This is a genomic window from Blautia sp. AM47-4 (assembly GCF_003479865.1).
GTDB classification, from domain to species: domain Bacteria; phylum Bacillota; class Clostridia; order Lachnospirales; family Lachnospiraceae; genus Fusicatenibacter; species Fusicatenibacter saccharivorans.
On the sequence record NZ_QUHY01000029.1, the window covers coordinates 20,363 to 33,994 of the forward strand.

The 13,632-nt window shown below is 52.1% G+C and carries 8 protein-coding genes and 4 pseudogenes; all 12 read right to left on the reverse strand.

All coding sequences use genetic code 11. The annotated features are described in order from the left end of the window. Nucleotides 1-155: 155 nt before the first annotated feature. Nucleotides 156-521 (reverse strand): cysteine-rich VLP domain-containing protein, encoded by a 366-nt coding sequence (locus DW965_RS15510; protein ID WP_117524139.1) that lies wholly within the window; start codon nucleotides 519-521, stop codon nucleotides 156-158. Then, nucleotides 518-730, reverse strand: coding sequence for a transposon-transfer assisting family protein (locus tag DW965_RS15515; protein ID WP_442857729.1), 213 nt, complete (start codon nucleotides 728-730; stop codon nucleotides 518-520). Before DW965_RS15515 ends, DW965_RS15510 begins: the two co-directional genes overlap by 4 nt. Beyond that, nucleotides 727-3,522, reverse strand: a pseudogene (locus DW965_RS15520) (YodL domain-containing protein); the annotation flags it as partial. The gene DW965_RS15515 and the pseudogene DW965_RS15520, both read right to left, overlap by 4 nt. 196 nt (nucleotides 3,523-3,718) lie before the next feature. Then, nucleotides 3,719-5,815 (reverse strand): DNA topoisomerase 3, encoded by a 2,097-nt coding sequence (locus tag DW965_RS15525; protein WP_117524143.1) that lies wholly within the window; start codon nucleotides 5,813-5,815, stop codon nucleotides 3,719-3,721. Continuing rightward, nucleotides 5,812-6,516, reverse strand: a complete 705-nt coding sequence (locus DW965_RS15530; RefSeq protein ID WP_117524145.1) for a DUF4366 domain-containing protein — start codon at nucleotides 6,514-6,516, stop codon at nucleotides 5,812-5,814. Before DW965_RS15530 ends, DW965_RS15525 begins: the two co-directional genes overlap by 4 nt. Beyond that, nucleotides 6,506-6,762, reverse strand: a pseudogene (locus tag DW965_RS22660) (DUF4315 family protein). The gene DW965_RS15530 and the pseudogene DW965_RS22660 overlap by 11 nt, the downstream one beginning before the upstream one ends. A 34-nt stretch (nucleotides 6,763-6,796) precedes the next feature. Next, nucleotides 6,797-8,860, reverse strand: coding sequence for a C40 family peptidase (locus DW965_RS15540; RefSeq protein ID WP_035393412.1), 2,064 nt, complete (start codon nucleotides 8,858-8,860; stop codon nucleotides 6,797-6,799). Nucleotides 8,861-8,898: 38 nt separating this feature from the next. Continuing rightward, nucleotides 8,899-9,778: pseudogene (locus tag DW965_RS15545) on the reverse strand (DNA-methyltransferase). Then, nucleotides 9,775-12,204 (reverse strand): VirB4-like conjugal transfer ATPase, CD1110 family, encoded by a 2,430-nt coding sequence (locus DW965_RS15550; RefSeq protein WP_118515953.1) that lies wholly within the window; start codon nucleotides 12,202-12,204, stop codon nucleotides 9,775-9,777. The pseudogene DW965_RS15545 and the gene DW965_RS15550 overlap by 4 nt, the downstream one beginning before the upstream one ends. Next, nucleotides 12,152-12,562 (reverse strand): PrgI family protein, encoded by a 411-nt coding sequence (locus tag DW965_RS15555; protein ID WP_035290041.1) that lies wholly within the window; start codon nucleotides 12,560-12,562, stop codon nucleotides 12,152-12,154. The genes DW965_RS15550 and DW965_RS15555 overlap by 53 nt, the downstream gene beginning before the upstream one ends. Nucleotides 12,563-12,583: 21 nt before the next feature. Continuing rightward, nucleotides 12,584-13,453 carry a VirB6/TrbL-like conjugal transfer protein, CD1112 family gene (locus tag DW965_RS15560; RefSeq protein ID WP_117524147.1) on the reverse strand — a complete coding sequence of 290 codons (870 nt, stop codon included), beginning with the start codon at nucleotides 13,451-13,453 and terminating at the stop codon, nucleotides 12,584-12,586. 15 nt (nucleotides 13,454-13,468) lie between these two features. Beyond that, nucleotides 13,469-13,552: pseudogene (locus tag DW965_RS15565) on the reverse strand (Maff2 family mobile element protein); the annotation flags it as partial. Nucleotides 13,553-13,632: the final 80 nt, after the last annotated feature.

A 13,632-nucleotide genomic window follows, 5' to 3' on the forward strand; every position in this document is an offset into this window, starting at 1 on the left:
AAAGCCAGTAATGACCTCCCGCGCCCTGTCTTTTTGTGGGTGCTGATTTTGGTATGTTACGCAGTAGAAAGCTGTTTTTAAGGGAAAAGGTATTCTGTATCGCCTAAGTGATTTTCACGCGCTGCAAGCCCTGTAAATCAAGGCTATTTTCGCCCTTATCGCGTAACAAGGGCGCGTCGTTTTCTCATGCGCTCCGCTGCCTGTCTGTTCGTGATACGCTTGCGGCAGTCCGGGCAGTATTTGACGCTGTTTGACTTTGATACAAAGAACGTGCCGCATACAGTACAACGCTTTTTATCCTCGGTCTTAAAAAGCTCGGCATACAGGAGCTTATCAAGGGGAAGTACGGCAATCCGAAACCATTTGCAAAGCAGCGAATAAGAGATAAGCTGCGGGCATACGCACTCGTCCCCGTCGTCAAGCAAAATACAGTGTCCGTTATCGCAGTTGCAGCACTCCCGGCGCACAAGGGAATTGACTTTCCGGCTCTGGGGCGGCGAAAGCCGCTTAATGCTGCTCATACTTCCTCTGCGGCGTAAATGGTAAGCTCCGCAAATTCTTCCTCGGTCAGCGCGTCCACTTTGGAAAGGGCGCGCTTCGCCAGTTCCCGCATATCCGCGTCCATGTAAGGCAGCGCGGCGTTGATGTTCTCCGTAAGCTGCGCCTTGCTTCCCTCATGGTAAATGCTCAAAAGGTTTGTTTCCTCAACGGTAAATCTGTTCATGCTCATACCTCCAAATCGTGATTTTTTGTTTTCGCTGCGGCTTTCTTCTGTGCCTTTTCCTTATCCGCTTTAAGCTGCGCCCGGATAGAGGGCTTCTTTTCCGGCTTGCCCTTGCCGCGCTCCTTATCGGCTTTGACCGCGTTAGCCAGGTCAACAAGGGAAATCGTTTCTCCCGCCTTAACCTTTGCTTCCAGTTCGTCAACGGTCGGCGTATTGTTGATAATCCCGTCAATCATGTTTTCGTTTTGCTCGGTGGTCTGCTCGGCAGCTTTCAAGGGATTTTCCCGCTGCTCGGCTGCTATGGCAAACGCCCGCGTACCATTTCCCATGACTAAATATTTTCCGTCGTCGGATTGATGGTGAAAGCCATATCCGGCGGCTTCCATTTGTTCGCGGCTCATATCGGTTACATAGAAAGTACCGCGCGGCGTTTTGATTGTTTCGCCTGTTTCCAACTCGTCGGGCGTAAGCTGCTTCTGCTCCTGTAAAAACTCCGGCACATTCTTATAGCCGAAGCTGTCTACATAGTGGGCGGCGTCCTGCCCGTTCTGATGAAGCACCACCACGTCGGAAACGGAAAGGCTGTGTCCCTTAAAGTCTTTGGGGTGGTCGATATTGAAACGGGTATAAATATCTTCAAGGGAAGTCCCCGGCGTAAGCTCTGCGGAATAGACAAGCTCATAGTTCGCCTTATCAACCACATTTCCCGTCGCCTGCAGGCGGTCGTATGGCTCAAAGCGCAAGTCCCGCGTTTCGTCGCCATGCTTTAGCTGATAAATGGAAAAGGTGCCTTTGTCCTGTTCGGCGGTCTTAGCGGTTTCCTGTGCCTTTGCGTAAAGCTCCTTGACCTGTCCCTCGGTCAGTTCGCCGTTTTTGAGTTGCCCCATAAGCTCGCGGCATTTCTGGGGCGTTCCTGTGAAAAGTACCGCGCCCATTTTTGCCCGCCCGTTTTCCTGCGTTACATAGGCTTGCAGCAGATAGGCGTTCTCTTTCCTGTCGCTGTAAGGATTGCGGCGCACCCGGTAAACTGTTTCCGGGATAAAGGCTGCTTTTTCCTGTGCGGAGGCTTCCTGTTTCGGCTGCTCCGGCGCGGCGTTTTCCTCTTTGTCCGGCTGCTCCTGTCCGGCAGTCTGCTCCTTATCCTGCGCCTTTGAAAGCTCCGCTAATGTTTCGTCAATGGAATTGATAATCTCGGCGGCTGCGCTGCGGATTGTTTCAAGGGAGCTTTTCAGTTCGGAAAGCTCGCGGCCGCTGCTCCACCCGGCGACGTACCCAAAGGAATAGTCTGACGTATCAAGCCCGTAGTGTTGGCAGACGGTATAAGCGACGCTTTCCGCTTCGACTTCGCGGGTACGCCTGTCAATATGGGGCTGCTGTTCGTTCTCCGGCGCGTTCAAATCTATATCGTGCAGCTTTGCGTGTGCGATTTCATGTATCGCCGTTTTCAAGGTTTGAATCTCGCTCATGCCCTCGTCAATGGCAATGCGCTTGTCCTCCAAATGGTAGTAACCATGAGAGCTACCCGGTATCTGCTCAAAGCCAATAGGAACGGGGGAAGTCTTTTCAAGGGCAGCGAAAAAATCCCTGTAACGCTCCACGTCGCCCGTCAGTTCATTTACGGCAATGTCGGGAAGCTCGCGCCCCTCGGTCTGCGACACGTCAAAGACAGACACTACCTTATAAGCGGGTATCGTGATTTCCTTTTCCTCCGTAACCGGCTTCCCGTCTTTCCCAATGATAGGCTGCTGCGTGTGGGGGTCGATTTTCTTCATTTCCTGTTTGACTTTGTAAGGCGACGGGGCAATGATTTTAATTCCTTTTTGCCCTTTTATCACGTTTCGCCCAAAATTATTTTTCCATGCGGAAAAGCCCGCAACAAGGGAAGCGTCCGGCTTCTGCATGGCGATAAGCAGCGTATTGTTAAAGCTGTAATTATGAAATTTTGACATGACGCGCAGATATTCCCGGTAACGCTCGCTGTCAAAGAGTTCCGTTATTCCCTGTTCCAGACGGTCGGTAATCTCTTTCAATTTCTCTGCGGGTTTTTCGCTCGTCAGCACAATAGGGATAACCGGGCGCGGCTCCTGCGGCTGCTCTATGGTCTGCACTGTTTTCTGTCCCGGTGCGGCTGCGTCCATTTCTACCTTTGACGGGTCGGGGCGGTGCGGCTGCGGGAAGCTCATAACGCGGTATTCCCTCGGTATGTCGCTTTCTCTGCCGTTGTACCACTCCGTAAAGGTGTTCTTGTTGTTGTAGATATAGCCCTGTTCGGTAAAGCGTCCTCCGTCATTGATAGCAGCGTCCCGCCCGTAATCCTCATACATGAAATACTTTTTTGCTTCTTCGGGCAGTTCTAATTCGTCCAGTTCGTCGATAAGGTAATAGCCGTAATCTTCTTCGTTCTGTACGGTGGGATAAAGCCAGTAGCAGTCAAGATTTTGTGCAAGGTTGATAAGGTCTTTGACACTTCCGGCACGTTCCCCAAGAGCTACCGCCGCCGTAAACTTGTCCCTGTCCTCGTCGCGCTGCATGGCAAGCAGATTGCCTAAGTAGTTCAGTTCGTCAAGCCCTGCGCTCTGGATAACGGGAAGCGGCACGTCAAAGGGCTGCTGCTCGGTGTTTGCAAAGCCGTTGATAAAGAAGTCCTGCGGGTTATCCGCAGTAATGCCGACGCGCTGCATAGCTTCGTGAAGCTGCTCCTTTGTGGTCGGCATGGAAAGCCACACGCCGCCCGGTTCGCTTGTTTCAAAGCGGGTGCGGCTGTCGATAAGAATGGAAAATTGTTCGCTCATGTATTCGCTCCTTTCTGAAATGGCAGCGTAGACGCTGCGCGTTGGTGGTTACGCTCCTAAATACAACGCGCCGCCTGTTCTGCCAAAGATTTTGAAAAATTGCAGAGGGTTTGGGAAACTTCCCAACAAGAAAAATCCCCCGCAATCGTCGGCAGACGAAAACGGGGGATTTACGGAAGTGGGTACCCGCTTCCTATGCTTGCTATTCAAGTTCTTTGTTCTTTGAAATGGTTACTTTGTAATTCACATATTTACCGCCCGTGTCGGCTAAAAGTACCGTTCCGTCGTAGGTTTTGCCCGTTTTCGGAGAGTACAGTTTTTTAACTGTTGCCTTGCCGGATTTAAGAAGTGCTGCGGCAATCTTCGGGGTAAAGGCGGTTTTTCGTTCCTCAAAGAAGCGGTCATTTTTCCACATGGTAAAGCCGCACTCTTTGTTGGAACAGTAGTAGTTTTTCTTTCCCTCATAGACCAGGGACTTGCAGCGGGGACACTTCCCAAGCTCTGTTTTTTCTGTCTTGAAAAGCTCTTGTTTCTCACCCAACACGGAAGCATAGGTTTTTACAAGCTCCTGCGTCATTGCTTCGATACCCTGCATGAAAGCGGCAGGGTCAGCGTTACCCTTTGCAATCTGCGTCAGATTGTTTTCCCATGCAGCCGTAAGCTGCGGAGAAGTTAAGCTGTCCGGCAGGACGCACACAAGGTTTGTGCCGTCTTTGGTAGGAAGTAGCTGCTTGCCCTTGCGCTCGATAAAGCCGCCTTTTACTAACTTTTCAATGACAGCGGCGCGGGTAGCGGGCGTCCCAAGCCCCCGGCGTTCTGCGTCCGGGTCGGTGTCCTCATTCCCAGCGCGTTCCATAGCAGAAAGTAAGGACGCTTCATTGTGGGGCTTCGGCGGCGTCGTTTCATGCTCCGTAACCTTTGCAGCAGGGTTTTCAAAGGTCTGTCCCTCGGTAAAGTCCGGCACATCTAAAACAAGTTCGTTTTCGTCGTCGCTGTCCGGCTTCTTTTTGAGGGTCACCCGGTAAAGCCGTTCCATGTCTTTCCACCCGGCAGCGATTACCGCCTTTCCCTTTGCCGTAAATTCATGGTCGGCGCAGGAGAAAACCGCCGTTACCGCTTCAAAACTGTACGGCTCGGCGGTCGCCATAAGCAGACGCGCCCCGGCAAGGGTAAGGATATTGCGCTCGCTTTCCGGCAGCGCGGTAAGGTCAGCCTTTGCAAGCTCCATAGTGGGAATGATTGCGTGGTGGTCTGATACCTTTTTGCTGTTCAGAACGCGGGAAACTTCCGGCGTAAAGGAAATGCCCGCCATAAAGGGCAGCTTCCCGCATAGCAGCGCGATAATGCCCGTCGCTGTTTCTCCCATGTCATCGGTCAGAAATGCGCTGTCCGTTCTCGGATAGGTCAAGAGCTTCTTTTCATAGAGGGTCTGTGCAAGGTCAAGGGTCTGCTTTGCCGTGTACCCGTAAATACGGTTTGTTTCCCGCTGTAAACTGGTAAGGTCAAAGAGCTTCGGCGGGGCAATGGTTTTCTTTTCTTTCACAAGGGAAGTACAGACAGCCGCCGACGCTTCGCAGGCTGCTTTCAGTTTGCCCGCTTCATCAGCGGCGCAGATCTTCGCGCTTGCCGCTTCTGCGCCGGGGAGCATAAGGCGCACATGATAGTAGGTTTCTTTCTTGAAGTTTGTAATGGCAGCGTCCCGGTCTACAAGCATTTTTAAGGTCGGGGTCTGCACACGTCCCACGTTCAAGGTCTTTCCATACAGGCAGGAGAAAAGGCGGGTCGCATTGATACCGATAAGCCAGTCAGCCTTTGCCCTGCATAGTGCGGAATGATAGAGGGTGTCATACCCGCGCCCGTCCTTCAGATGTTCAAAGCCGCTTCGAATTGCGTCCGTTTCCATAGAGGAAATCCAAAGACGGGTAAAGGGTTTCTTGCAGCCCGCCATTTCATAGACAAATCGGAAAATCAATTCTCCCTCGCGCCCCGCGTCGCAGGCGTTCACGACTTCCGAAACGTCGGCGCGGTGCATGAGGTCTTTCAAGATTTTGAATTGTTTTCCCTTGTCGGCGGCTACGGTGTACTGCCATTCCTGCGGCAGAATGGGTAAGCTGTCATAGCTCCATTTTCTGTACTGCTCCCCATAGGCGGCAGCTTCGGAAAGCTGTACCAAATGCCCGATACACCAAGAAATGATGTACTTGTCATTTTCGATATATCCGTCTTTCTTACCCGTAACGCCAAGGGCGGCGGCAACCGCCGCCCCGACGCTGGGTTTCTCACAAATCACAAGTTTCATTCTTCCTCGTCCTCCTGTTCGGTGTCTGCGATGTCAGTTTCTTCCTCCGGCTCGTCCTCGTCGTATTCGTCAAAATCGAACTCGTCAAGGTCGGTGCTGCCTTTTACGTTCTGCTTCGGTTTCATAAACTTAACGTAGTAGAGGGCTGCGCCGCCGCCAAGAAGTCCCACAACAAGGAAGATGAGAAGCCCGCCCATGCTGTTTTTGGGTTTCTCCGGCTCTGCGGGAGCTTCCGGCTCGGTGTCCTTGCCTGTGCAGTTATTGATAGTTACAGAGCAGACAGGACAGGCGGTGTTGACTTCGCCCGCCTTGCATTTCTCGGTACAGTTGCAGACAGCCGGGGGCTGTTCGGTCTGTTCCTCCCCGATAATCGCCATAAGGTCGCTTTCGTCTACTTGATTTAGGAAGTGGACGGAATTTTCCCCCTCGGCTGCCCGGTCAACGATAATGTAAAAATAGTTGCCGCCTTTGCTTTTCACGACGATAAACTGTTTATCCTCGGCAGCGTCCCCGTCGATGTCGTCCACAAGGGTCATGTTGCCCTCCGGGGTAAGGGGCTGCGGTTCGGTTTCCACGATCACGCCGCTGTCGTCGGTTTCTTCCGTCGTAGGTGTCTGTGCAAAGGCGGTAACAGAAAAGCCGCCCATGAGCATAAGGGCGGCGCAAAGTGCGGTAAGGCTTCTAAGAATTTTATTCTTCATCTGCATTGTCCTCCTGTTCCTCATAGTCTGCGGGCATAGGGCAATGCCCGGAATACCTCCGCCCGCAAGCATAGCGGTAAGCTCCTGCGGGGTAAGGCGCATAGAGCGCACAAGCTGAACGATTTGCAGATTTTCCGCTTCGGTTTTCTGTGCTTCCAGTCCGCGCAGCCTGTTCTGATACTCCGTGATTTTCTCACGGGTCTTTTGGATTTCCTTGTCAATTCTTTCGATTTTACTCATTGCCATAAAATTTTTCTCCTTTCGATTTTCAAAAAATGTGTCAGTTCCAGTTCATCAGCCCGTACCCTTTGATACAGGCATAGTCAAGGGGATAGCTCTTAATCTTGCAGGCGTCGCCGGAATTGCCCTCCACGGTATAGACGCGGCTTTCGTCCCTGCCGATAACAAGTCCTACATGGTCTGCGCTGCCGTCTAAATCCCAGTCAAAAAAGATAGCGTCGCCGGGGGCAATGTTTTCATAGCCCCGCGCTCCCCATTGTCCGTGAGAAGTAAACCACGGAATACCCTGCGACTGGCAGGCGGCAAAGCGCGGCTCGGAAAGTCCCATTTGCCCGTAGCACCAGGACACGAAACAGGCGCACCATTCCACGCGGGAATTAAAGCCGTACCAGCTCCAATACGGATAGCCGCCCACATTTCCGACTTGCCGTTTTGCAAGGTCAACGATAGCGGTATTGCCGGGGCGCGTTCCGTTTACAAAGTCCACGCCGCTTAAATCTTCCGACGCGGAAGTGTCGGGAGAGCCGCCGCCAAAGATAAGGGGCTTGTTCCCGCTTGTCTGTAAGTACACCCGGTACATTTCCAGTTGTTCCGGGGTCAGATTGTTTTCCGCAATGGTGGATAGTGGGGTATTCGTCAGCTTGACGTTCAAGATGTAATACTCATAAGGCACTTGTACCGTGTAGGTGTCCGTATGCTCGTTGCCGTCCTCATCTGTCCATGTGTCGGTGCGTTCTTCCTCCCGGTAGCGTATTTCCACTTCCTCGGTCAGCGTCAGCTTGTATTGTTGATTGAAAATCCGCTGTAATTCGCTCTGTACCTCGGCGCAGGTGTAGCTTTGGTATTTTGCGGTCAGATAAGACGCTAATTCATGGGGATTGTGTCCGATATTTGCAAGGTCATAGCGGTACTCGTCATAGCCCGGATTGTCGCGCTCGATATTGTCAATCCTGCTTTGCAGCTCGTTTTCCAATCCTGCGTAGCTGTTTTCCACTTCCACAAGGTCGCTGTCCTCGGACGTATAGGACGTTCCAAGCACGCCGTTTAACGTGCCGGAAAACATTGCCCCACAAGAGGACAGCCCGGACATAACCATGATAAAGAGCAGTAGCACCCCGACAGCGATTGCCACACCCGCCGGGTGCCTTGCCACAAATGCTGCGGTCTGCTTCGTTTTCTCGGCGGCTTTGGCTGCCGCCTTGCGGGTGCGTTCTGCCGCGCCCTTGATACCCTTTGCGGTATTGCGGGCTTCCTTTGCATACTGCCGCTTGATTTTCTGCTTCTGCCAAAACCGGGAAATGGGGTTACTGGTTAGCTGCGGGTTCTCATGCAGGGTCTTGTGATACTGAAAGTCCATATTTGCCCGAAAAGCCGCTTTTTCTGCCTTTGCCGCTTCCCGGTAGGGTTTCAGCTTATGGTTGCGGTAGCCCTGCTTGATTTTCCGCGCCCCGTACTTCAATCCCCGTTCTGCGGCTTCCTCGCTCTTGTGTGCGCCCTCCACGCCGGAATTATCCTTTTCGACAGAATGGATTTTGTTATGTACCAAAATCCCGGCTTCCTGTGTGGGGCGGGATAGCGGGTTGTGCTTCTCCTTAAATCCGGGCGGCTTGTCCTTTTCCTCAAAGTGCAGGCGGGTCTTGCCTTTCCCGGTGGTTTCGTCAAAGGTGCGCTCTTTTACCAGTTTCTTTTCTTTGGGGATAGCTGCCTTTGCCTTATCCAAGCGGTCGGCGGCTTTATCGGATTTCTTGATATACTTTTCAAGCTCCGGGGCAGCGCGTTCCTCGTCGGTAAATTGCAGCCGGGAAGATTTCGTCCCGGCGGTAGCTTCTGCCTGTGCTTTTCGTACTGCCTTTTTACTGGCTTTTCGTGTATGGGCGGCGTCGATATGCTTCATGACGCGCTCCGTTTTGCCTGTGTCCGCTTTGGGGGCAGCTCCCGGCACATGGGGAAGCGGGCTTGTATCAGATACCGGGGGAAGCTGCATAGCGTCCTGTGCCGCCTGTTGTTCCGGGGTCTTTTGTAAATCCGCGTCCCGTATGCGGTTGCTGATACGTTCCGTGTCTCCCGTGGTCTGATTTTCTGCGATAGCCCCGTCGCGGGTCATTTTCTGCGTGATTTTATCGCGGGGCTTTAATGGGTCTTTCAAGTGTTACCACCTCCAATCCGCGCCCCTGCAAGGGCGCAATACTCGGCGTTCAGTTCAATGCCGATATAGCGGCGGTCAAGGCTTTGCGCTGCAAGCCCGGTGGTGCCGCTTCCAAAGAACGGGTCTATCACAACGCCGCCTTTCGGACAGCCCGCAAGTATGCACGTTTCCGCGAGCTTCGGGGGATAGGCGGCAAAATGCCCGCCCTTGTACGGTACGGTATTGATAAGCCAAACGTCCCGCTTGTTTCTTGTGGTCGGCATAAGGGCGTCGTCATAATAGCTGCCGCTGCGGGGCTGATTGATACCCTGTACCTTGCCCTGTCCTGGTACTTCCTCGGCGTATTTGTGTCCTGCGCTGCGCCCTTGCCTGTAGCGCGCAGCCGTTCCCGGCGCGATCGGCTCTGCAATGGCGGCAGCGTCATAGTAATATTTCTTTGATTTCGTCAGTAAAAAGATATGCTCATAGCAGCGGCTCGGTCGGTCGCGGCAGCTTTCCGGCATAGGGTTTTCTTTCAGCCAGATAATATCGCTGCGTAAATACCACCCGTCAGAGCGCAGGGCAAAGGCAAGAAGCCACGGAATACCGATTAAATCCTTTTGCTTGCAGCCCGCTTTCATGCCGCTGCCGCAGTATGTGTCTGCGATATTCAGCCAAAATGTCCCGTCGTCTTTGAGTACCCGGCGCAGCTCCCGGAACACTTCCACAAGCCGCCCGATATACTGCTCCGGCGTGTCCTCACGTCCAATCTGCGCGTCAAGCCCGTAGTCCCTTAGTCCATAGTAAGGCGGGCTTGTGACGCAGCAGTTCACGCTTTCGCTCGGAGCTCCCGCAGGGCATAGAGGCGTCGCGGTTGATGATTACGTCTGTTTTCATGGCTTGCTCACTTCCTCCGGCTTTGTCGTAAGCAGACAGTAAAGCTCGGTGTCCGTCGGGAAGCGGTCAATGAACGGCAGCACCACATTCCCGTAAAAGATAAGCCCCTCGCCCGCTTCGGTGTGGGTTACATACTTCATCTGCTGCGGGGAGATGTTAAGCTGCTTTGCAAGGATAGCCCGGTCGCCCTGTGCCTGATTGAGCATGAGGACAAAATCGGAGTTTTCAAAGATATTCTCGACTTCGCGGCTGCTTAAAAGGTCTTTGACGTTCTGTGTGATAGCCGTCGGTATGCCGCCCCATTTACGAAAACGCTTCCAAATCTCCACAGAATAGGCTGCGGTCTGTTCCTCTTTCAAAAGCAAATGAAATTCGTCCATATAGTAACGGGTTGCCTTTTTCTCGGCGCGGTTGACGGTCACGCGGTTCCACACCTGGTCTTGCACAATGAGCATACCTAATTTTTTGAGCTGCTTTCCAAGCTGCTTAATATCAAAGCAGACAAGACGGTTTGAAAGCTCCACGTTGGTACGGTGGTTAAAGACGTTCAGAGAGCCGGAAACATAAAGCTCCAATGCCGCCGCAATGCGGGCAGCTTCCGGCTCCGGCTGTTTCAGCAGTTCGTTGTAGAGGTCGCCCAAAATCGGCATTTTTGCCGGGTCGGGGTCTGCAAGGAAAGGTCGGTACACATTCCTAACGGCGCGGTCAATGACGGTCTTTTCCACGGGCTGCAAGCCCTCTTTGCCGCCGATAACAAGCTCGCAGAGGGAAAGGATAAAGTCGGATTTCAAGGCAAGCGGGTTGTCGTCCTCGGAGTAGTTGAGGTTAATATCCATAGGGTTCACATACTGGGGCTTGCCGTCCATGCCTTTTCCGGCAGGCGACAGACGTATCACTTGCCCGCCCAAACGCTGCACAAGGGAAAAATATTCTGCTTCCGGGTCGCAGATAATAATATCGTCGTCGGTAATGAGAAAGGCGTTTGTCATTTCCCGTTTTGCCGCAAAGGATTTACCGCTTCCCGGTGTTCCAAGAATAAGCCCGTTGGGATTTTTCAGTTGCTTGCGGTCGCAGAGTATCATGTTGTTACTAAGGGCATTTAAGCCGTAGTAAAGGGCTGCACCCCTTTGGAAAAGCTCCTGCGTGATGAACGGGATAAAAATAGCGGTGCTACTGGTCGTAAGCCCTCTTTGAATGGGGATAAGGTTCTCCCCAAGAGGAATAGAGGACATAAAGCCCGCTTCCTGCAAATAGTCAAGGCGGGTCAGAGCGCAGTTGTTTTTCTGTGCAAAGCCCGCCGTAGCAAATACGTCATTATCTAGTTTCCGTTTTGTGTCTGCCATGTTTACCACAAGGAACGTCAGCAGAAACATTCGCTCGTTGCGGCTCTGTAAATCCTGCAACAGATTTTTTGCTTCGCTGCCGAAAGTAGCAAGGTCGGACGGAATTATATCCATGTCATACCCGCTGCGTACCGCTTTTTTCTGTTCCTCAATCTTCATCTTGTCGAGGTCGGTTATCTTGCGCTTGATAGTCTTGATTGCTTCGCTCTGGTCGATACTGCGGATATGCATATTGACGATTATCCCGTTTTCAAGGTCGAGAATGTCCGAAAGCATACGGTCATTCAGCTCCGGCGCAAGGATTTCAAGGAACGATACCGCACCAAGTTTTCGCCCCATGCGGAACGTGCGCCCGTCGCCAAAACGGAACGAGGACGGGGCGATAAAGTCCTTTGTAGAAAGCCCCGACGGCACAAGCCAGTCCCAAGAGAAGCGGAACGGCTCGCCCTCCGGGTGGAAAATCCCATGCAGGACGTTCAAGCGTTCCTGTCCGTTCATGGGGCGGGCGGTTACACCAAGCACCTTAAAATTATTCAGTACATCGGTTTCGATACGGGAAAGGCGGGCTTTTGCCGCCGCAAGATTGTCCGCTTCAATGGAAAAGGTAATGTACTTGCACTTTTCCAGTCCGTTGTTGCCTTTTTCAAGCTGATTTTTCAGCATATCCGCGTACTCCCTGCGGATAGAGTTAAAAGCGTCGTCCTGTGCCGGAATTTCGATAGCCGCCTGTGCCTTTTCCTTTCTTGCGCCCTGATTGATGAAAGAGAGCTGCACCGAAACGGAAGCGTCAAAGTAGTTGAGAAAATCGCACCAGTTTTCAAAAATGGCGGTCTTATCATCTGCCTGTGCAAGCTGATAGTTAATATCTTCAAAGACAAGGCTTTTACTGTATTTCTTTTCCGTTACCCTGCAAATCCCGTCCGGGTACATCTGCAAGTAGGGAATGGTCTGCTGCGCGGTGTGGGGCTTCCCGTCGCCCTTTGCCGCCTGTATCACGGCGGCGATTTCTTTCTTTTCTGCGCGGGTCAGCTTACGCTTCACGGGATTTTTTACCGCGCGGGTCATGGTTTTTCGTTCTGCCATTGACAATAGCCGATACCTCCTTTTCCAGTTTTCGTTGTTTTTCTATGACGGCATAAAAATTTTCCGTCTGATAGGGGCGTTCCTTTGGTCGGATAAACTTTGTCTGAATGACGTTCTTTATCACGACTTCAAGGGGCTGCCCGTGTTTTTCATACATTGCCAAGAGGAAGCAGGGAAGCATAACGACAATCATTGCAAATGCCGCCATGCTTGTTCCCGCGCTGTCTTTGAGCAAAAAGAAAAGCGGTAGTCCCATAGCGAGGGCTGCCGCAAAACATATAATCTGCCGCTTTGTCAGATTAAAAGCGACTTTTGTTTTGATTTTTGATAAGTCTTTGGGTACGGGTACATACGCCAAGTGAAAACCTCCTTTCGGTCTTTAATGGGCGTTAAAGATTGACTTCGCAAGTGTGCCTGTTTTGAATAGGGAGAAGCACAAAATCACGGTGTAGGCTGCAAGGGAGAAAATCGCGCTGTGCAGGTTGTCCGCTACAATCATGCTGCCAACCAAAACCGCATAAATGCCGACGCATATCATTATGAGGAAGCCTTGAAAACCGAGGGCGAACAGGGCTTTTAAGTAGTTGTTGCCTATCTGCCCCCACTCTCTGTTGGTCATAGTTGCAAACGGGATAGGCGATACCGAACAGTAAAGGTAAATTTCTATCATTCTGCCGTACAGGATAACCGTGATAAGCACCGACATGATTTTCATGCAAAGGCTCACAAGGCTTGTTTCCATAACGAGCATAAGCAGTTCGGGGATTTCCATAGCGTCAAGTCCGGCTTGCATGGACGAGAGGGCGGCGTCAACGTCGATATTCGTATCGCCGCCGATCACGCCCGCCGCGCCGGAAACAACGTGCTGCGCCATATCGAACACCGCCATAGTGATAGTAAAGGTGTGGGTAACGAGATACACCGCTACCCACGCCTTGAAAAACCACTTAAAGAACATGAACGTGTCAATATCGTGCATATTGTTCTTTTCCGTTACCATGCTGATAAGCTCCACGCATAGAACGTAGGTAATAACAAGCCCCGCAATGGGTACAATCACATTTTCCGACAAGCTCTGTATCATGGAAAATATGCCTGCGTTCCACCCCTGCGGGGTTTGTCCTACCTCTGCGGCGATAGTTCCGACTTTTTCGTTTACGTCCCCGAACATAGTTGACAGATTACCGTTAATGGCTCCAATGAGGATTTCCTTTATCCATTCGTTAATCGCGTCAAGTATGCTCTGCATAGCTAACCCCGCCGCTTAACCGAACAGTCCGGCAAGCAGAGGTACGAGGGTGCCGCCGATAAGGGCAACGCCGCCGCCCGCCATGAGCTGTTTTATCCCCAATTAGGTGTAAAACTCTGCTCGATGGCGGGCGGCGGCGTACAAAAAATCTATATGGTGTTTTTAAGAGAACCGTCCCG

Coding starts and splice junctions, on each gene's coding strand:
- DW965_RS15510 (WP_117524139.1), bottom strand. CDS start 521: ATGAGCAGCATTAAGCGGCTTTCGCCGCCCCAGAGCCGGAAAGTCAAT.
- DW965_RS15515 (WP_442857729.1), bottom strand. CDS start 730: ATGAGCATGAACAGATTTACCGTTGAGGAAACAAACCTTTTGAGCATT.
- DW965_RS15525 (WP_117524143.1), bottom strand. CDS start 5,815: ATGAAACTTGTGATTTGTGAGAAACCCAGCGTCGGGGCGGCGGTTGCC.
- DW965_RS15530 (WP_117524145.1), bottom strand. CDS start 6,516: ATGAAGAATAAAATTCTTAGAAGCCTTACCGCACTTTGCGCCGCCCTT.
- DW965_RS15540 (WP_035393412.1), bottom strand. CDS start 8,860: ATGACCCGCGACGGGGCTATCGCAGAAAATCAGACCACGGGAGACACG.
- DW965_RS15550 (WP_118515953.1), bottom strand. CDS start 12,204: ATGGCAGAACGAAAAACCATGACCCGCGCGGTAAAAAATCCCGTGAAG.
- DW965_RS15560 (WP_117524147.1), bottom strand. CDS start 13,453: ATGCAGAGCATACTTGACGCGATTAACGAATGGATAAAGGAAATCCTC.